General features: G+C 68.7%; 19 protein-coding genes. 12 read left to right on the top strand and 7 right to left on the bottom strand.

What is annotated here, in order from left to right:
* Positions 1 to 22: 22 nt before the first annotated feature.
* Positions 23 to 613: a TetR/AcrR family transcriptional regulator gene (locus LDL21_RS29515; RefSeq protein WP_225282655.1), complete on the bottom strand. Its 591-nt coding sequence runs from the start codon at positions 611 to 613 to the stop codon at positions 23 to 25.
* A 79-nt stretch (positions 614 to 692) separates the two neighbouring features.
* Here LDL21_RS29515 and LDL21_RS29510 point away from each other — a divergent pair, with 79 nt between their 5' ends.
* The 6 genes from LDL21_RS29510 (at position 693) to LDL21_RS29485 (ending at position 7,624) form a co-directional block, all read left to right on the top strand.
* Positions 693 to 1,133, top strand: a complete 441-nt coding sequence (locus LDL21_RS29510) for a VOC family protein (protein WP_225282654.1) — start codon at positions 693 to 695, stop codon at positions 1,131 to 1,133.
* A gap of 246 nt (positions 1,134 to 1,379) precedes the next feature.
* Positions 1,380 to 3,950 (top strand): alpha-glucan family phosphorylase, encoded by a 2,571-nt coding sequence (gene glgP / locus LDL21_RS29505; RefSeq protein ID WP_225282653.1) that lies wholly within the window; start codon positions 1,380 to 1,382, stop codon positions 3,948 to 3,950.
* A 98-nt stretch (positions 3,951 to 4,048) separates the two neighbouring features.
* Positions 4,049 to 5,410 carry an NCS2 family permease gene (locus LDL21_RS29500; protein WP_305082695.1) on the top strand — a complete coding sequence of 454 codons (1,362 nt, stop codon included), beginning with the start codon at positions 4,049 to 4,051 and terminating at the stop codon, positions 5,408 to 5,410.
* A gap of 64 nt (positions 5,411 to 5,474) precedes the next feature.
* Positions 5,475 to 5,888 (top strand): MTB12 C-terminal domain-containing protein, encoded by a 414-nt coding sequence (locus LDL21_RS29495; protein ID WP_225282652.1) that lies wholly within the window; start codon positions 5,475 to 5,477, stop codon positions 5,886 to 5,888.
* Between the two features lie 182 nt (positions 5,889 to 6,070).
* Positions 6,071 to 6,625: a DoxX family protein gene (locus LDL21_RS29490; RefSeq protein ID WP_225282651.1), complete on the top strand. Its 555-nt coding sequence runs from the start codon at positions 6,071 to 6,073 to the stop codon at positions 6,623 to 6,625.
* 186 nt (positions 6,626 to 6,811) lie between these two features.
* The gene (locus tag LDL21_RS29485) at positions 6,812 to 7,624 is read left to right on the top strand and encodes a hypothetical protein (protein WP_225282650.1); all 813 of its coding nucleotides are present in this window, start codon (positions 6,812 to 6,814) and stop codon (positions 7,622 to 7,624) included.
* Here LDL21_RS29485 and LDL21_RS29480 read toward each other — a convergent pair.
* From LDL21_RS29480 to LDL21_RS29455, 6 genes are all read right to left on the bottom strand, one after another.
* The gene (locus tag LDL21_RS29480; protein WP_225282649.1) at positions 7,595 to 8,899 is read right to left on the bottom strand and encodes a glycosyltransferase 87 family protein; all 1,305 of its coding nucleotides are present in this window, start codon (positions 8,897 to 8,899) and stop codon (positions 7,595 to 7,597) included. The genes LDL21_RS29485 and LDL21_RS29480 overlap by 30 nt on opposite strands.
* Positions 8,900 to 9,024: 125 nt before the next feature.
* A complete protein-coding gene (locus LDL21_RS29475) occupies positions 9,025 to 9,723 on the bottom strand; it encodes a class I SAM-dependent methyltransferase (RefSeq protein WP_225282648.1) in 699 nt (232 codons plus the stop codon).
* A 93-nt stretch (positions 9,724 to 9,816) separates the two neighbouring features.
* Positions 9,817 to 11,862, bottom strand: a complete 2,046-nt coding sequence (locus tag LDL21_RS29470) for an ATP-dependent DNA helicase (protein ID WP_225282647.1) — start codon at positions 11,860 to 11,862, stop codon at positions 9,817 to 9,819.
* 443 nt (positions 11,863 to 12,305) lie between these two features.
* The gene (locus LDL21_RS29465) at positions 12,306 to 12,842 is read right to left on the bottom strand and encodes a DMP19 family protein (RefSeq protein WP_225282646.1); all 537 of its coding nucleotides are present in this window, start codon (positions 12,840 to 12,842) and stop codon (positions 12,306 to 12,308) included.
* A 20-nt stretch (positions 12,843 to 12,862) separates the two neighbouring features.
* Positions 12,863 to 13,426 carry a nicotinamidase gene (locus tag LDL21_RS29460; RefSeq protein ID WP_225282645.1) on the bottom strand — a complete coding sequence of 188 codons (564 nt, stop codon included), beginning with the start codon at positions 13,424 to 13,426 and terminating at the stop codon, positions 12,863 to 12,865.
* Between the two features lie 57 nt (positions 13,427 to 13,483).
* Complete coding sequence (locus tag LDL21_RS29455) at positions 13,484 to 14,815, bottom strand: nicotinate phosphoribosyltransferase (protein WP_308017181.1); 1,332 nt, start codon at positions 14,813 to 14,815, stop codon at positions 13,484 to 13,486.
* Between the two features lie 43 nt (positions 14,816 to 14,858).
* Here LDL21_RS29455 and clpS point away from each other — a divergent pair, with 43 nt between their 5' ends.
* From clpS to LDL21_RS29425, 6 genes are all read left to right on the top strand, one after another.
* Complete coding sequence (gene clpS, locus LDL21_RS29450; RefSeq protein WP_067498269.1) at positions 14,859 to 15,209, top strand: ATP-dependent Clp protease adapter ClpS; 351 nt, start codon at positions 14,859 to 14,861, stop codon at positions 15,207 to 15,209.
* A 19-nt stretch (positions 15,210 to 15,228) separates the two neighbouring features.
* Positions 15,229 to 15,798, top strand: coding sequence for an oxidative stress transcriptional regulator AosR (gene aosR, locus LDL21_RS29445; RefSeq protein WP_067645003.1), 570 nt, complete (start codon positions 15,229 to 15,231; stop codon positions 15,796 to 15,798).
* A complete protein-coding gene (locus LDL21_RS29440) occupies positions 15,798 to 16,844 on the top strand; it encodes a P1 family peptidase (protein ID WP_225282644.1) in 1,047 nt (348 codons plus the stop codon). The genes aosR and LDL21_RS29440 overlap by 1 nt, the downstream gene beginning before the upstream one ends.
* 90 nt (positions 16,845 to 16,934) lie before the next feature.
* Positions 16,935 to 17,354: a M67 family metallopeptidase gene (locus LDL21_RS29435; RefSeq protein WP_225282643.1), complete on the top strand. Its 420-nt coding sequence runs from the start codon at positions 16,935 to 16,937 to the stop codon at positions 17,352 to 17,354.
* A 36-nt stretch (positions 17,355 to 17,390) separates the two neighbouring features.
* A complete protein-coding gene (locus LDL21_RS29430) occupies positions 17,391 to 17,666 on the top strand; it encodes a MoaD/ThiS family protein (RefSeq protein WP_067498283.1) in 276 nt (91 codons plus the stop codon).
* Positions 17,667 to 17,670: 4 nt separating this feature from the next.
* A complete protein-coding gene (locus tag LDL21_RS29425) occupies positions 17,671 to 18,633 on the top strand; it encodes a PLP-dependent cysteine synthase family protein (protein WP_225282642.1) in 963 nt (320 codons plus the stop codon).
* The last annotated feature ends 187 nt before the right edge of the window (positions 18,634 to 18,820 follow it).

Below are 18,820 nucleotides of genomic sequence, written 5' to 3'. Positions count from 1 at the left end.
TCGCCGGGACGAGCGCGCGCGGTCAGGGCAGGGGAGTGCGCAGACCGGCCAGGAGACGGTCGAGGGCGGCGAGGGCGTCGGGCAGGGAGCCGGGATTGGTGGCCAGCCAGAGGGCGGCCTCGTTCATGGCGCCGGAGAGCAGATGGGTGAGTGGGGTCACCGGCTGCGGGGGCAGCGTGCCCGCGTCGACGAGGGTTTGCAGCGCCTCGCCCAGGTGGCGGGCGGAATTGGCCTCGTCGAGGGCACGCCACTCGTGCCAGCCGAGTACGGCAGGGGCGTCGACGAGCATGATGCGCTGGATGTGCGGGTCGGCGCAGGCACGCAGGAACGCCGCGCAGCCGGTGGTGAGCTGGGTCCAGGGCTCGGGCTCGGCGTCGGCGGCGGCCGCCACCTGCTCGCCGACCTCCTGCTGCACCTGCGCGAGGACGGCCTTGAACAGGTCGGCCTTGCTCTCGAAGTGGTGATACAGCGCGCCTTTGGTGACACCGGCTGCGGTGACGATCTCCGAGAGGCCGACTGCCGCATACCCTTTCGCGGCGAACAGCTCTCTGCTCACCCGCAGCAACAGGCGCCTGGTCTCCTCGCGCTGCTGCGCCCGTGCCGTCGAAACCATCGCCGTCCTCCCATTGACCTACCACCGGTATGTGAACTAGCCTAAGACACATACCAACGGTATGTGAAAGGTGAACACCATGCGGCTCAGCAGCTGTTACCCCGTCCTTGCCACCACCCGAATCGCGGAATCGCGCGACTTCTACACCACCTGGTTCGGCTTCGAGATCACCTTCGAAGCCGACTGGTACGTGAGCCTGCGCCGCCCCGCCCGCGACGGCGAACCGTCCTGCGAACTGGCCCTGCTGGATCCCACCCACCCGACCGTTCCAGCGGGTTACGGCAAGCCTGTCCAAGGCCTCCTGCTGAACTTCGAGGTCGACGACGTAGACGCCGAATGGCAACGAATGGTCGTCACCGGCGGCCTCCCCACCGAACTCGACCTACGCACCGAAGACTTCGGCCAACGCCACTTCATCCTCGCCGACCCCTCAGGCGTACTAATCGACGTCATCACCGAAACCCCGCCCACCCCCGAGTTCGCCACCCAGTTCACCCCAGGCGCCAAAGCAACCGACTGAGCACAGGGACAACTCACCGAGAACGGCCCTACGCTGATCCGCGACTCCGCCTAGCCGCCGACACAAAGTCTTCCCACGCCCGAGTCTGGCTCGAGTCTCCGGAGCAGCAGGCGAGCACATGGGTAACTCCCCGGGAACGGGCTCACCCAGCCACCTCCCCAAAGCTTGCCGCGTCCCCAACTCACCCCGCGCCTGAGTCTGGCCTGAAGTCGCGGGGAGGCGGACAGCCCAGCTAGTGTTTGGCGGGTGAAGGCACTTCGTCGGTTCACTGTCCGTGCCCATCTGCCGCAGCGGCTCGCCGCGCTGGGTGAGTTGTCGACGAACCTGCGGTGGTCGTGGCACGGCCCGACGCAGGATCTGTTCGCCGACCTGGATCGGGACCTGTGGCGCACAGTCGGCCAGGACCCGGTGCGGATGCTGGGGGAGGTGCCCGCCGAGCGGCTCGACGAGCTCGCCGCCGACCCCGCCTATCTCGCGCGCGTCGACGCGGCCGCCGAGGGCCTGCGCGGCTATCTGAGCAGGCCGCGCTGGTTCCAGGAGCAGCACACCACCCGGGTGGCCGGGATCGCTTACTTCTCGATGGAGTTCGGTGTCACCGAGGTGCTGCCCAACTATTCGGGTGGGCTCGGGATCCTCGCCGGTGACCATCTCAAGGCGGCGTCGGATCTGGGTCTGCCGCTGATCGGTGTGGGTCTGCTGTACCGGTCCGGGTATTTCCGGCAGTCGCTGTCGGCAGATGGTTGGCAGCGCGAGCACTACCCGGCGCTCGATCCGCAGGGCCTGCCGCTGCGCCTGCTCACCAGTGACGGTTCGCCGGTGCTGATCCACGTCGCCATGCCGGAGGGGCGGGTGCTGCGGGCGCGGGTGTGGATCGCCCAGGTGGGGCGGATCCCGTTGTTGCTGCTCGACTCCGACATCGCCGAGAACGACCCGGAACTGCGCGCGGTCACCGATCGCCTCTACGGCGGCGATCAGGACCACCGGATCAAACAGGAGATTCTCGCGGGTATCGGTGGGGTGCGTGCGGTGCGGGCCTACACCCGTGCCAACGGCCTGCCCGACCCCGACGTGTTCCATATGAACGAGGGTCACGCCGGTTTCCTCGGAGTGGAACGGATCCGCGAATTCGTCGCGGGCGGACTGGATTTCGACACCGCGCTGGCGACCGTGCGGGCTGGGACGGTGTTCACCACCCACACCCCGGTGCCCGCCGGTATCGACCGGTTCCCGATGCCGTTGGTGCGCAGGTATTTCGGCGGCGCCCACGGCGAGACCGAATCCGCCTTGCTGCCAGGGCTTTCCGTCGACCGGATCCTCGCTTTCGGGCGCGAGGCCGATCCGTCGGTGTTCAATATGGCGCACATGGGTCTGCGGATGGCCCAGCGCGCCAACGGTGTCTCGCGGTTGCACGGTGAGGTGAGCCGTGACATGTTCGCCGGGCTCTGGCCGGGATTCGACGCCGCCGAGGTGCCGATCGGTTCGGTCACCAACGGCGTGCACGCGCCCACCTGGGCCGCGCGCGAATGGATCGACAAAGCACGCGAACTCGTAGGCCCCGAACTGGTGGAGGAGGCGCGCGGCTGGGAGAAGCTCAGCGACGTCGACCTCGAACAGTTGTGGACCACCCGAAATACATTGCGCGGGGTGCTGATCGAGGAGGTCCGCCGCAGGCTGCGCGAGTCCTGGTATCAGCGCGGCGCCGCCGAGGCCGAATTGGGCTGGGTGGACGACGTTTTCGACCCGAATGTCCTCACCATCGGTTTCGCCCGCCGGGTGCCGACCTACAAGCGCCTCACTCTCATGCTGCGTGACCCCGACCGGCTGCGCGCCCTGCTGCTCGACCCCGAACGCCCGGTGCAGCTGGTGGTCGCGGGCAAGAGTCATCCTGCCGACGACGGCGGCAAGGCGCTCATCCAGCAGGTCGTCCGCTTCGCCGACGATCCGGCCGTGCGGCACCGCATCGTGTTCCTGCCCGACTACGACATGTCGATGGCCCGCTACCTGTACTGGGGTTGCGATGTGTGGCTGAACAATCCGCTGCGCCCGCTCGAGGCGTGCGGCACCTCGGGCATGAAGTCGGCGCTCAACGGCGGGCTCAACCTGTCGATCCGCGACGGGTGGTGGGACGAGATGTACGACGGCGAGAACGGCTGGTCGATCCCCACCGCCGACGGTGTGCGCGACGAAGTTCGCCGCGACGACCTCGAGGCGGCGGCGCTCTACGACCTGGTCGAACGCACCGTCGCACCCCGCTTCTACGACCGGGACGCGAACGGGGTGCCGGTCCGGTGGACCGAGATGGTCCGCCACACCCTGCAGACCACCAGCCCGAAGGTGCTCGCCTCACGCATGGTCCGCGACTACGCCGAGCAGTACTACGGTCCGGCGGCCGCGGCGTTCGCGACCGCGTCGGCCGACGACTACGCGGGCGCGGCGCGGGTCGCCGAGTACCGGCGGCGGGTGGAGGCCGCGTGGCCTTCGGTGCGCGTCACCCAGGTGGACAGCGCGGGCCTGCCCGACACCCCGGTGATCGGTGCGGAACTGTCGCTGGACGCGCGCGTGGAACTCGGTGGGCTCGCGCCTTCGGATGTGGTGGTGCAGGCGGTACTCGGGCGGGTGTCGCCCGACGACGACCTGTCCGACACCACGACCATCGAGATGCGGCACACCGGCAGCGACGGCGCGACGGAGCTCTACGAGGTGCACGCGCCGGTCCCGCTCTCGGGTGCGGTCGGGTACACGGTTCGTGTGCTTCCCCACAATCCCCTGCTCGCCACCGACGCCGAACTCGGCGTGGTGGCCGTCGCGGGCGCGTGACCCTACACCCCGGGGCGATCGCGGGTTCTTCGATTCAGTGAACTTTCCGCTACCGTTCCTGGGCATCCTTCTTCTTTGAACCCGCGGACTGGAGAGTCATGGCCAGCGATGTCGTAACCCGCGCCCGGCGGCGCATCGACGGATACTTCGGTATCACGTCGACCGGGTCAACCTTCAAACGCGAGGCGATGGCGGGCACGGTCACGTTCCTGGCGATGTCGTATGTGCTCGCGGTGAACCCGTCGATCCTCGGCGACGAAGGTGCGCTGGGCGACAAGGGCATTCCCATGCAGGCCGTGTTCACCGCGACGGCCGTCGCCGCGGTGTTCGGCACGCTGGTGATGGGGCTGTGGGCCAAGTACCCGATCGCGCTGGCGCCGGGCATGGGGCTCAACGCCTTCTTCGCCTACACCGTGGTGCTGAGCATGGGCATTCCGTGGCAGGTCGCCCTGTCGGGCACGTTCCTGTCCGGCGTCATCTTCTTCGTGCTCGCGATCACCAAGGTCCGCGAACGGATTCTCAACGCCATCCCGTTGCAGATGAAGTTCGCCGTCGGCGCGGGCATCGGGTTGTTCGTCGCGTTCCTCGGGCTCAAGAACGCGGGCATCGTGGTCAACAACGAGGCGACGCTCGTCTCGCTCGGCGACTTCACCAAGGGCACCACGCTGCTCGCGCTGTTCGGCCTGGTGGTGACCGTGATCTTCCTGGTGATCGGCTGGCACGGCGCGGTGCTCTACGGCATCGTCGCCACCACGATCGTCGGCATGGTCTCGGGGCTGGTGAAGGTGCCCGACGGCATCGCCGAGATGCCCAAGGGGCTGGACCAGACCTTCGGACAGGCCATCATCCATCTGCCCGACGCATTCACCGGGCAGATGATCGTCGTCGTACTCACCATGCTGTTCGTCGACTTCTTCGACGCCTCCGGCACACTGATCGGCGTCGCCAACCAGGCCGGCCTGCTCAACAAAGACGGCACGCTGCCCCGCGCGGCGAGTGCGATGGCCGCCGACTCGGTCGGCACCACCGCGGGCGCGATCATCGGTACCTCCACGACCACGGCGTATGTGGAGTCGACGGCCGGTGTGTCGGCGGGTGGTCGTACCGGGCTCACCGCGGTGACCACTGCGGGCTGGTTCCTGATCGCGATGTTCTGCTATCCGGTCTTCTCGGTGATCGCGGGTTCGGGCGAGGTCACCTCGGCCGCGCTGATCGTGGTCGGCGTGCTGATGGCCCGTGCGCTCGGCGATATCGACTGGCAGCATCTCGAGTACTCGGTGCCCGCGTTCATCACCGTCATCATGATGCCGCTGACGTATTCGATCGCCAACGGTCTGGCGATGGGCATGATCTTCTACCCCATCGTGATGGTGGCCAAGGGCCGAGCGAAGGAAGTGCATCCGGCGATGTGGGCGCTGATGGTGCTGTTCCTCGCCTACTTCTTCTTCCTGGTCGAGTAGGTGATCCGGGCGTAGGTATGTCTATACTCAGCCTAGGCTTGCCTAACCTGAAGGAGATCTACCTATGAAGCGCTCGTTCGCTGCCGCGTCCCTGGCGGTTGCCACCCTCTTCGCGCCGGTCACCGCTGCCGTCGTCGCCACCGCGCCCGCCGCGATCGCCGCCCCGGCGACCCCGTCGGCCGGTGAGCTGCAGGGCAAGCTGCAGGCCGCCATGAACGGTTCGGCCGCCGAGCTCGAGTCGGGCAACCCGGGCGGCCTCGCGGTCGTGAACCAGACGGTCAACCGCATCCCCGGCTACAGCTGGAGTGTCTCCGGTCCGGTCACCGTCGCGGGCGACACCCTGTCGGCCACGCTGAACAGCACCCTCGGTGACTACACCTTCCCGATCCCGGTGACCTGGAAGGACGTCGACGGCACCTGGAAGCTGTCGCAGGAATCCGAGAGCACGCTGGTGAGCTACGCGACCATGGCGTGGTGAACTGAGCTTTCCGCGAAGGGCTGCCCCGATTGGGGCGGCCCTTTTCGTGGTTTTGTGACGCGGATCACGCCCTTGGGATGGCTGTCGTGAAATAGTAGTTCCTGGCCCAGGGTTGTGACCGAGTGGGCAATCGGACTCCAGTCCGGTTGCGAGATGTTTCGAATCGCAGATGAGGACACGCCATGACCGACACCGCCACGCGCATCGCTCCGAGTACCACCGCTACTACCGACGAAGCCACCGCGACCAGCATCGGCCTGCTGGTTCTCCGCATCAGCTTCGGTGGCCTGATGGCCGCCTACGGCACCCAGAAACTCTTCGGCTGGTTCAACGGCATGGGGTGGCAGACCACCGCCGACAGCTTCACCGCCATGGGCTACAACCCCGGCGAACTCTTCGGCACGCTGGCCGGTGTCACCGAACTCGTCGGTGGCCTGCTGCTGGTGTTCGGCCTGTTCACCCCGCTGGCCGGCGCCGTCGTGCTCGGCACCATGATCAACGCGATCAACGTGATGTGGGCCGGTGGTCTCTTCCCGACCGATCCCGCCGTGCCGGGCTTCACCACCCCGCTGCTGTTCGCGCTCGTCGCGGGCGCGCTGGCCTTCACCGGCCCCGGCCGGTTCTCGCTGGACGCCGGTCGCCCGTGGGAGCGCCAGGGCGTGGTGTGGGGTGCGGCGGCCGTCGGCATCGCTGTCGCGGCGGCCGTGCTGACGCTGATCCTCAAGGCTGTGCTCTGACGTAGCTGCTCCGGCGGCGCGGTGACTTCGGTTGCCGCGCCGCTTTTTTCGTCATGCGCTGGTCACTTTTTCGATGCCGTGGGTTGCCCGGAGTGTGCGCGGGTGTCGGCGGGGGCGGATAGTCTCGTCGGCGATACCGCTCGCACGGTGTCGACCATCGTCCGCGCGTCGAAGAGGAGAGCTGCGATGAAGGCCTATGACCTGGGGTTCGGGGATTCGGCGGACAAACTGGCCGAAACACCGGGTGGTGAACCGCTCGAGCTGGTCTCGCCGGTGCGCGCCGGGTGGATCGGTAGCGAAGGTCCCGGCATCGACCCGGCGACGTGGCCGCGCGGACCGGTCACCGGGCTGCCGATGATGCACGCGCTCACCCTGCGACTGCCCGCCGACTTCCAGCGGCGCGGACCCGGCTTCCCGGCGATCGCGTTCTTCCAGGGCGAGGGGCAGTTCGCCGACGCGACCGCTCCGGTCGAGGCCGACGCCGGCTCCGACGACCCGCTGGCCCGCGACCTGGTCGCCACCCGCCTGCACCCGCAACTGAATCTGCTGCACGACGAGATCGGCGGGGTGTTCGCGCTGATCTGGTTGACCGAGAAGGAGTTCGAGGCCGGTCCGGTGGCGCCGCCTGCCGATATCCGCCCGCCCGGCTCGCCCGCCGCGAGCGACGAGGGCTGTAATGCCTGGGACGACGTCCACCCGACCGTCGGTGTGTGGCTGGCCGAGCGCGTCGACGATCCCAATGTCGGCATCCCGCCCGTCGAGTACGTGCCCGACACCACCTACCAGGACCCGCTCACCGACGATGCGGGCTGGACCCCGTGGGCCGAACCGCTGTTCGGCCGTTCCCATCTCGGCGGCACCGCCTTCCCTGTGCAGGCGCTGCCCGAGGGGCTCACGCCCTACTACCTCGAGATCGAGGAGGTCTCGGGCATGAACTTCGGCGGCGGCAACGCCCAACTCGATCTGGAGTCAGGCGTTTTCGACTGGGCGTGCGGGTAGCTCCGCCGGGATCACCACGGTCTCGACGGCTGTGGTCGCAGGTGAAATGCCTTCGGCCACAGCCGGTTTCGTTCTCCCTCGATACACGTGGACGGCGATGCCCGCGAGCACGATCAGGTAGATGACGACGTAGATGTTCAGCAGCACCTGGTGGAAGGGCCACCACGGCGGCAGCAGGAAGGTGCCGACACTGACCCAGGTGGGGGTGTAGTTGTAGGTCCAGGCGGCGACGGCCAGGTAGAGGCCGGCGGCGGCGAGGAACCACGGCAGCCGGGTCTGGGCCCGGTGGATCAGGTACACCAGCAGCGGCACGAACCAGACCCAGTGGTGCCCCCACGAATAGGGCGATACCGCGCAGGCGGTGAGGCCGCCGAGCGTCACCGACAGCAGCGGTTCGTCGCGGCGCACGAGCACGGCCGCCAGCCACAGCGCGACCAGCGCCACCGGCACCGCGATCAGCAACCACAACCACACCGGCGCCGGGCCGTGCAGCAGATGGGCGATCGCGCCGCGCAGCGACTGATTCGACGGATGCACATCGGGAGCGATCCGGCCCGACTGGAAGAACGTGGAGGTCCAGTACTGGTAGGAATCGCGCGGCAGGATCAGGCCGGTCACCCCGATCGTCGCCATGAAGGTGAGTGCGGCGGTGAGCGCCGCCCGCCACCGGCGCTGAGCCGCGTACTGGGCGATGAAGAACAGCGGGGTCAACTTGATGCCCGCCGCGATACCGACGCCCAGGCCACGCAACTTGCTGTCGGGCCCACGGGAGAAGTCCCACAGCACAAGCATCATCAGCCACAGATTGATCTGCCCGTAGTACAGCGTGGTCCGCACCGGCTCGATGAAGGTGCAGGCCAGGCCGATGAGCATGCTGAGCACGACCAGGCGCGGCGTCACCCGGTAGCCGAGCATCCGCCAGCTCTGCAGCACACACACCACCAGAACCATCAGGTTGAGCACCAACCAGACCGAGGTGACCAGGTCCCACGGCACCAGTAACAGCGGCAGGAACACCAGTGCTGAGAACGGCGTGTAGGTGTAGAGCAGGCCGTAGTGGGTGGGCTCGATGTAGAGCGCCTTGTCGTGTAGCGCTCGCCAGCCGCCGTCGCGGTAGATGTGCACGTCCAGGCCGCCGGCGAGGATGCCGCCGCTGTTCATGTACGGGTCCATGGTGGTGAACAGCAGCGTCACGCCGAGGGCTGCGGTACCGAGTAGCAGGATGAGCGTCAGGGTGATGCGCGGCAATTCCGCGCGTCGAGATCTCTCCGCCACGGCCGTGCTACCGGCCGGCTCGCGTCGTATGCACGACTAAGAACCTACCGCGCCGGTCTCCGGGGGTCGCCCTCGGTAGGCACCGTCTATCAATTGGACACTGTAGAGCCGCGCTGACCTGCGGTTCACGCGTGCAGGGTGAGCATGGTGTCGGCGCCGTGATGGAACTCGTAGCGAGTCTTGCGTAACGAGGTCCGGATGCCCTTGTCGTGCAGTTCGGTTCGCAGGTGGGCGATCAGGTCGTCGAGCGGGGCACCGGTGTAGTCGAGCAGTGGGTACACCCTGGTCTCCACCGTGGCCACCCGGGTGAGTTCGAGCAGGGCGGCCAGGTGGAAGTCGGCGTCGAGCCGGTCGGCGTAGCTGAACAGCAGGTGCGAGCTCAACGCCAGATCGAAGGAGCCGTCGGCACACGGCAGCGAGGGCAGGCGCCCGGCGAGGTAGCGGTGCGGTGCCGCGCACACGTCGACGGCGAAGCGGGCGGCGGCCGCGCGGCGCATCGCGGCCTGCTCGGCGGTGCCGCCGTACCAATCCCAGCGGTAGCGGCCCGCGTGGCGGTGCGCCCACGCCACCGCGCGCTCGGTTTCAGGGGCGGCGCGGGCGGCCAGTTCGCCGGGCTCGCTCGCGTAGATGGGGTCGATCGCGGTGACCTCGGCGCCGAGGGCACTGGCCTCGGCGGTGAAACTCGCCGCGCCGCCGGGGCAGTCGAGGATGCGTCGGCCGGAAAGGTCTTCGTCGGACAGGCAGAACATCGCGCGGTACTCGGCCAAAGATCTTGCGCTGACCAGAAATTCGTCGAGTACCTCGCCATCGGCGTGGTGCGTCATCACCCAACCGTCTCACGGGTCACATTCAGCTGGTAGTGATTTCGCCGGTGTGGTCACCCGGATTGCACGACTCGCGGTGAAAAACTGTGCCGCTCAGGCGGATGCGGTGAGCCTGCGCAACGCCTTGGCTACCACCTGCGGGTCGGTGGTCTCCCAGTACGGCGGCAGTGAGGCCCGCAGATAACCGCCGTAACGGGCGGTCGCCAGGCGCGAATCGAGGATGGCGACGACACCGCGGTCGTCGACACTGCGCAGCAAGCGGCCGGTGCCCTGGGCGAGCAGCAGCGCGGCATGGTTGGCCGCCACCGCCATGAACCCGTTGCCACCACGCGACTCGACCGCGCGCTGACGTGCGGTGAGCAGCGGGTCGTCGGGGCGGGGGAACGGAATGCGGTCCAGGATCACCAGACTCAGCGACGGGCCGGGCACGTCGACGCCCTGCCAGAGGGTCAGGGTGCCGAACAGGGACGTGGCCGGGTCGTCGGCGAACTTGCGCACCAGCGCACCCATCGAATCGTCGCCCTGGCACAGCACCGGGGTGTCGAGGCGTTCGCGCAGCGCCTCGGTGGCCGCCTTGGCCGCGCGCATCGAGGAGAACAGGCCGAGCGTTCGCCCGCCCGCGGCGGTGATGAGCTGCTCGATCTCGTCGAGGTAGGTGGGGGAGAGGCCGTCGCGGCCCGGTGCGGGCAGATGCTTGGCGACGTACAGGATGCCCGACTTGGCGTGGTCGAACGGGGAACCGACGTCGAGGGAGCTCCAGCGCACCGACTCCACGTCCGCCGGTGGAGTCGCGCCGTTGGCCAGGGCCGGATCGGTCTTGCCGGACGACTGCGAGGGCAGGCCCCAGGTGATCGCCAGACCGTCGAACGATCCACCGATCTGCAGGGTCGCCGAGGTGAGGATGACGGTCGCGGTGCCGAAGAGCCTGCTGCGCAACAACCCGCCCACCGACAGCGGCGCCATCCGCAGGGTGCGCCGGGCGACCCCGCGCACTTCGTCGGCCGAGAGCCAGATGACATCGTGGCGCGCGGCCGGATCGGACTCCTCGAACGCGGTGAGTGCGCGCACCGCCGCGTCGTGCACCTCGTCGAGCGCGGCGACGGCCAAGGTCTTGGCGGCCGCGTTGTCCGGGTCGTCCTGGGTTTTCACGCTGCCCTGCGGTGCGAGCGCGGTGCGCGCGTTCCAGGCGGCATCGCGCACGAGGGCGAGGACGGGGGCGATGCCGTCGGGCAGCTGGTCCCAGCGACCGGCAGGCAGGTCCTCGATGGCCTGGTGGAAGGCTTCGGCGGCGCCCTCGAGCCGGTCGACCTCACGCTCGTCGACCAGCTTGGTGCAGCGGCGGGCCGCGGCGCTGATGGCGGTGGCGCCCAGTTCGGCGGTGGCGACGCCGGTGACCCGGTCGACCAGTTCGTGCGCCTCGTCGATGACGACCACATCGTGCTCGGGCAGGATCTGGATGCCGCTGATGGCGTCGATGGCCAGCAGCGCGTGATTGGTGACGACCACATCGGCCTGCGCCGACTCGGCGCGCGCCTTCTCGGCGAAGCAGTCCTGACCGAACTGGCAGCGGCTCTTGCCGAGGCACTCGCGCGAGGACACGCTCACCTGCCGCCAGGCCCGATCGCTCACGCCGGGGGCGAGCTCGTCGCGGTCGCCGGTCTCGGTGTCGGAGGCCCACTCGTTGAGACGCTGCACCTCGCGGCCGAGGCGGGAGATGGCGAAGGCGTCGAACAGCTCCGCCTCGCCGCCGGTGTCCTCGGGGATCACGCTGTTGATCTTGTTCAGGCACAGATAGTTGTTGCGGCCCTTGAGAATCGCGAACTGCGGGACACGACCGAGCGGCTTGGTGAGCGCCTCGGCCAAGCGGGGCAGATCGCGGTCGACGAGCTGACGTTGCAGCGCGATCGTCGCCGTGGACACCACGACCGTTCGCCCGGTGCGCACCGCGTGCCGCAGGCTGGGCACCAGATAGGCCAGCGACTTACCGGTGCCGGTCCCCGCCTGCACGGCCAGGTGTTCCTTGGTGTCGATCGCGTGGTCGACGGCGGTGGCCATGGTGGTCTGCCCGGTGCGCTCGGTGCCGCCGAGGGCATGCACGGCGGTGGCGAGCAGGTCGGCGACGGGTGGGAGTTCGGGCACGGGGGCCAGCTTATCCGTGGGGTCGGACAGGTTCGTGGGTGGAGGATTCGGGGTCTTGTGATGCGGGAGGTATTGGGCTGTGTTTATTGGAGCGCTGGCGCGCTCGAGCGCGGCCCCTAGGGGCCGGGGGGGGGGGGGGGGGGGGGGGGGGGGGGGGGGGGGGCGCGCGCGGCGCGCGCCCGCGGCCCCCCCCCCCCCCCGGGGGCCCGCGAGTCAGCCAGGGGGGCGCGCGCCGCGCGCATGCGCAACGGCGGCTAACTCGCGGCCCGGCCGCTACGCCGCTTCGCGGCGGACCCTCCTCGAGGTCGGGTCGTGCGGGGCTGGGAATGCGGTCATGGCGGACTTAATGGGTGCCATGTGGCTGGGAGCCCGGGAGGTGGGGGCCTCAGGTGGTGCTGTGTGGCTGGGAGTCCGGTGGGTGGGGACTCGAGTGGTTGTTCGGGTCATGGTGCCTGAATGAAGTCGTTGAGGTTGGTTCTGATGTAGTCGAGGACGCGTTGTTCGAAGTCTTCTGGTTCGTTGATGTCGTAGATCTCGTCGGGGTCGTCGGCGCGGTCGCCGGTGGGGCGGCGGATCTGGTCGGGTTCGGCGAGGGTGCGGTGTTCGTCGTCGAAGAAGCGGTCGAGGGGGTCGTCGGGGGAGTTGGGGGAGGCGTCGCGGGCGGCGAGGATGGCGGCGGCGGCCAGGCGTGGCATGCCTGCGGCGCGCAATGCTCTTGTTGCCCAGGGGAGTTCGGTGCGGCGGGTGCGCAGGTAGGTGCTGAAGCCGGAATCCAGGACGGTGGAGTGCAGGCTGGACAGGGCCAGCAGGTGGGCGAAGGCGGGTGGGAGTTCGCCGAAGGCGCCGATTCCGGTGCGGTGCAGATCGTCGGTGGCCGGGTTGGCCCAGAAGACGATGTCGGCGGCGTCGTGAATGCTGTCGACCTCGGCCAATGCCTCGGTCAGCTTGGCGCGCGCCTGCGCCGGGAAGCGGTAATCCATGCGAGCAGGGTAGTCGCGGACTAGGCGGGCACCTCACCGCTCAGCTCGACACCCGCGTCGCGCAGGGTGGCGAGTGCGGTGGCGGTGGTTTCCGGGGCGACGCCTGCGGTGAGGTCGAGCAGGACGGTGGTGTCGAAACCGGCGGTGCGGGCGTCGAGGGCGGTGGCGCGTACGCAGTGGTCGGTGGCGATGCCGACCACGTCGACGTGGTCGATGTCGCGGGCGCGCAACCAGTCGGCGAGGGTGGTTCCGTCGGCCGACGCGCCCTCGAAACCCGAATAGGCGGCGCTGTATTCGCCTTTCGAGAACACCTCTTCGACCAGTCCGGTATCGAGAGCGGGATGGAAATCGGCGCCAGGCGTACCGACAACGCAGTGCGGCGGCCAGGAGTCGACGTAGTCGGGGTTGTCGGAGAAGTGGGCGCCGGGGTCGACGTGCCAGTCCCTGGTCGCCACGATCGCGTCGTACTTCTTCGCGGCGACATGGGAGCTGATGGCCGCCGCGACCCTCGCGCCGCCGCGCACGGCCAGCGATCCTCCCTCGCAGAAGTCGTTCTGCACATCCACGATGACCAAACCGCGCATCACACCATCCTCCCGATCATTGCGTCCATACCATTGTCCCCTGGTGTTTCCGAGGTGTCAGCCGAGGAAAGTGGTCGGGATGGCGGGCTCGCCGTCGGAGAGCTTGAGTCCCTCCCACGGCAGGCTGACCAGACCCTGCGCGACCAGTTCCCGGCTGCGCGCGAGCGTCGCCACGCCGTCGACCGTTTCACCACCGCGTACCAACGGAACCTGGAGCTCACGTACCTGAAAACCGTTGGTGGAAGGTGCTTCCCCCGCCGCCGGGTAGATGATCTCCTCGACGATGGTCCCGGTGGCCCGCGCCAGCCGCACCGCCTTCTTCGCCCCGCCGCGCGACTCCTTGTGGCTGCTGCGTTTGGCCACCGGAATCCCGTCGACCTCCACGAGCTTGAACACCATGCCCGCCGTCGGCGCACCGGAACCGGTGACCAGGGAGGTGCCGACGCCGTACACGTCGACCGGTTCGGCGCGCAGGGCGGCGATGGCGTACTCGTCGAGATCACCGGAGACGACGATGCGGGTACCGGTGGCGCCGAGCGCGTCGAGCTGATCGCGCACCTGGCGGGCCAGCACACCCAGCTCGCCGGAATCGATCCGCACACCACCCAGTTCGGGCCCGGCCACCTCGATGGCGGTGGCGACACCACGGGTGATGTCGAAGGTGTCGACCAGCAGTGTCGTTCCGATGCCGAGCGCCTCGACCTGACTGCGGAAGGCGGCTGCCTCGTGTTCGCCGTCGGCGCCGCTGTGCAGGAGGGTGAAGGCGTGCGCGCTGGTGCCCGCGCCCGGCACACCGAAGCTGCGGACCGCCTCGAGGTTGGAGGTCGCGTCGAAGCCGGCCAGGTAGGCCGCTCGCGAACTCGACGGCGCGGCCAGTTCGTGGGTTCGTCGCGAACCCATCTCGATCATCCGGCGCCCGGCGGCGGCGCTCACCATGCGGGCGGCGGCCGAGGCGATGGCGCTGTCGTGGTTGAAGATCGACAGGGCAAGCGTCTCGAGCACCACGCATTCGGCGAAGCTGCCGCCCACGGTGAGGATCGGCGAACCGGGGAAGTACAGCTCACCCTCGGCGTAGCCGTCGATATCGCCGGTGAAGCGATACTCGCGTAACCAGTCGACGGTGGCCGGGTCCAGGAATTTCTCGGCGATCGCCAGCTCCTCGGCGCCGAACCGGAAGCGGATTAAGGCCTCGAGCAGCCGCCCGGTGCCCGCGACGACGCCGTAGCGGCGGCCGTGCGGCAAGCGTCTGGCGAACACCTCGAAGGTGCACCGCCGCTGCGCCGAACCGTCGGCGAGCGCGGCGGCGAGCATGGTCAGTTCGTACTGGTCGGTCAGCAGCGCGGTGCTCGCTGACCCGTCACGGATCTGCACACCCGAAACTCTAGTCACGGCGGGTGTTGTATCTGGGTGGCCTCGTCGTACCCTGGGGTTTATGGCCCTGTGCAATTCCGTTCGAGCCGGCGCCGTCACCGACGCCGTGAACGCCGCACTGTCGGCGCCACAGGCGACGCCGGAGGCTACCGAATACACCGAAATCCTGGAGGCCGAGGACCGGCCGTGGGTGACCGTGGTGTGGGACGACCCGGTGAATCTCATGCACTACGTCACCTACATATTCCAGAAGCTCTTCGGCTACAGCAAAGCCAAGGCGACCGAATTGATGCTGCAGGTACACAACGAGGGCAAGGCCGTGGTGTCGTCGGGTTCGCGCGACAAGATGGAACAGGACGTACGCCGCCTGCACGCGGCGGGCCTGTGGGCAACGATGCAGCGCGACGACTGAGCCTGAGTAACCTGGCCCTGTGCGCAAGTGGAGCAGAAAGAACTCACTCGGTGGTCTCAAGCTTCGATCCGAAATGGACGAGCACGAGGCCACGGTGTTGCGCTCCCTGGTCGCGGCGGTCTCCGGCCTGCTCGCCGACCGCGCCGCCGAGTCGCCCGAGGACGAACTCGCGGCGCTGACCGGGCTGCGCACCGGCAACACGACCCCGCCCGACGACCCGCAACTGCTGCGCCTGCTGCCCGATTTCCACCGCGCCGAACCCGGTTCGCCCGACGCCAAACGCGCGGATCTCAACAGTGCGCTGCGCAGCCTGCACGAACCCGAGATCATCGACGCGAAACTGGCCGCGGGCCGGGTGGTGATGGACAGCTGCCCCGAGGACGGCGGCAAGATCGTGCTCACCCCCGAGCAGGCCGACGCCTGGCTCACCGCGCTCACCGACGTGCGCCTGGCCCTGGGCACCCTCCTCGACATCGACGACGACACGCCCGACCACTTCGACCCCGATGATCCGCGCGCCCCGCATCTGGACGTCTACCACTGGCTGACCTGGATGCAGGATTCGCTGCTGCAGGCATTGGCGCCCTGATGCGCGGCGTTCCCGGTCCACGCAACGCGATCACCGACGTCACCGGTGTGCTCGTCGGTCATCATCATGTGCTCGACGACGAGGTGAGCCTCGGGTCGGGTGCCGCGACGGGGTGCACGGTGGTGCGGTTGCCCGGCGGGGCGGTCGCCTCCGTCGATGTGCGTGGCGGCGGGCCGGGGACCCGCGAAACCGACCTGCTCGACCCCGCCAACACCGTGCGCCGCGTCAACGCGGTGCTGCTCACCGGTGGCAGCGCCTACGGTCTCGCCGCCGCCGACGGGGTGATGCGCTGGGCCGAGGAACACGGCGAGGGCATCCCGATGAGCCCGACCGACCCGAGCCTGGTGGTGCCGATCGTGCCGGGCGCGGTGATCTTCGACCTGCCGGTCGGGGCGTGGGACATCCGTCCCGACGCGGACTTCGGTTTCCGCGCCGCCGAGGCCGCCTCGACGGACTTCGCGCGGGGAACCGTCGGCGCCGGGGTGGGTGCGCAGGCGGGTGCGCTCAAAGGCGGAATCGGTTCGGCCAGTGTGGTTCTCGACAACGGGGTCACCGTCGGCGCGATCGTCGTGGCCAATCCGGTCGGTTCGGTGGTCGACCCGCGCACCGGACTGCCGTGGGGCGCGGGCACCGACGGCCCCGACTTCTTCGGCCTGCGTCACGGCACGCCCGCCGAGCTCGCCGCCCTGGCCGCACTGCCCGGTAAGAGCACTGTGCTCAACACCACGATCGGCGTCGTCGCCACCGACGCGGTGCTCGACCCGGTCGGTTGCCGCAGGCTGGCGGCCACCGCTCACGACGGCCTGGCCCGCGCCATCCGGCCCGTGCACTCGCCGCTCGACGGTGACACGCTGTTCGCGGTGTCGACCGGAGCCGTGCAGGTTCCGTCGGGTCCGCTACCTGCGGCTTTTCCGCCGGATCTGCTGCTGCTCGACGAGTTGTGCACCGCCGCGGCGGTGGTCGTGGAACGGGCCGTCGTCGATGCCGTCCTCGCTGCCACCTCTGTCGCGGGCATCCCCGCCTACCGCGACTTGTTCCCGCGCTGAACCCGGCGCACAGGCGGGACCGGAATTCGGTCGGGCGGAATACCCGAATAGGGTGTGGGCGTTGTGCCGGATTGTGGAAAGGGTCGACAAGTGCTGGTGATCAGAGCCGATCTCGTTGACGCGATGGTCGCCCACGCGCGCGCCGACCATCCCGACGAGGCCTGCGGTGTGATCGCGGGCCCCGAGGGCAGTGATCGCCCCGAGCGCTTCGTCGCGATGCTGAACGCCGAACGCTCCCCGACGTTCTACCGGTTCGATTCCGGCGAACAACTGCGGGTATGGCGGGAAATGGACGACGCGGACGAGGTGCCCGTCGTCGTGTACCACTCGCACACCGCCACCGAGGCCTACCCGAGCCGCACCGATATCTCCTACGCCGGCGAACCGGACGCGCACTACGTGCTGATCTCCACCCGCGACCCGCACGAACACGAACTGCGCAGCTACCGCATCGTCGACGGCGAGGTCACCGAGGAACCGGTGCGCATCGTCGAGTCCTACGACGCCTGACAACCCCAGAACAAGTCACCACCCCGAGGAGTCCCCATGCCGGTAACCGTGTCCATCCCGACCATCATGCGTGGTCTCACCGGAGGTGAGAAGCGAGTCCAGGGCGAAGGCGACACCCTGTCCGCGCTCATCGACAACCTCGAGGCCAACCACCCCGGGCTGGCCGAGCGGCTGCTCAAGGACGGCAAGCTGAACCGCTACGTCAACATCTACGTCGACGACGAGGACGTGCGCTTCGCCGGCGGGCTCGACGCGGAAGTGCCCGCCGGAGCGTCGGTGACCATCCTGCCCGCGGTCGCCGGCGGCGCGTGACCTCGTGGCCCGCTACGAATCGCTGATCGCGACCCTCGGCAACACGCCGCTCGTCGGACTTCGCACCCTCTCACCACAGTGGGACGGTGACGACCACGTCCGGCTGTGGGCCAAGCTCGAGGACCGCAACCCCACCGGGTCGATCAAGGATCGCCCCGCGTTGCGGATGATCGAACAGGCCGAGGCCGACGGGCGGCTCACGCCCGGCTGCACCATTCTGGAACCCACCAGTGGCAACACCGGGATCTCGCTGGCCATGGCGGCCAAGCTCAAGGGGTACCGGATCGTCTGCGTGATGCCGGAGAACACCTCGGTGGAGCGACGTCAGCTGCTCACCATGTTCGGTGCCGAGATCATCGATTCGCCGGCCGCCGGTGGGTCGAATCAGGCTGTGGCGCTTGCCAAGCAGATCGCCGAGGAGAACCCCGACTGGGTGATGCTGTACCAGTACGGCAATCCGGCCAACGCGCTCGCGCACTACGAGACCACCGGGCCCGAACTGCTGGCCGACCTGCCCGAGATCACGCATTTCGTGGCGGGACTCGGCACCACCGGAACCCTGATGGGCACCGGGCGCTACCTGCGCGAACAGGTGCCGGACATCGAGATCGTCGCGGCCGAGCCGCGCTACGGCGAACTGGTCTACGGCCTGCGCAACATCGACGAAGGCTTCATTCCCGAGCTCTACGACGAGAAGGTGCTCACCACCCGCTTCTCCGTCGGCCCGTACGACGCGGTCCGCCGAACCAGGGAGCTCGTCGGCGAGGAGGGCATCTTCGCGGGCATTTCGACCGGCGCGATCCTGCACGCGGCACTCGGGATCGCGAAGAAGGCGCAGAAGGCGGGCCGTCGCGCCGACATCGCCTTCGTTGTTGCCGACGGTGGCTGGAAGTACCTGTCGACGGGGGCTTACGACGGCACGCTCGACGAGGCCGAGGAGCGGCTCGAGGGTCAGCTCTGGGCCTGATTTCGACAGCGCATATGGGGCCGGGCGTGCTACTTGGTAGCGTGCCCGGCCCTTTTGGATTGCGCCCAGGGAGTACTGGCTGTGTTTATTGGAGCGCTGGCGCGCTCGAGCGCGGCCCCTGAGGGGCCGCGCGAACAGCGCTCGAGACTCGCGCTTCGCGCATGCGCTTCGAGCGCTGTTCGCGCGG

The organism is Nocardia rosealba (assembly GCF_020216065.1).
GTDB lineage: Bacteria > Actinomycetota > Actinomycetes > Mycobacteriales > Mycobacteriaceae > Nocardia > Nocardia rosealba.
The sequence above is the reverse complement of the archived record's forward strand: the minus strand, read 5'-3'. Positions and strand labels throughout refer to the sequence as shown.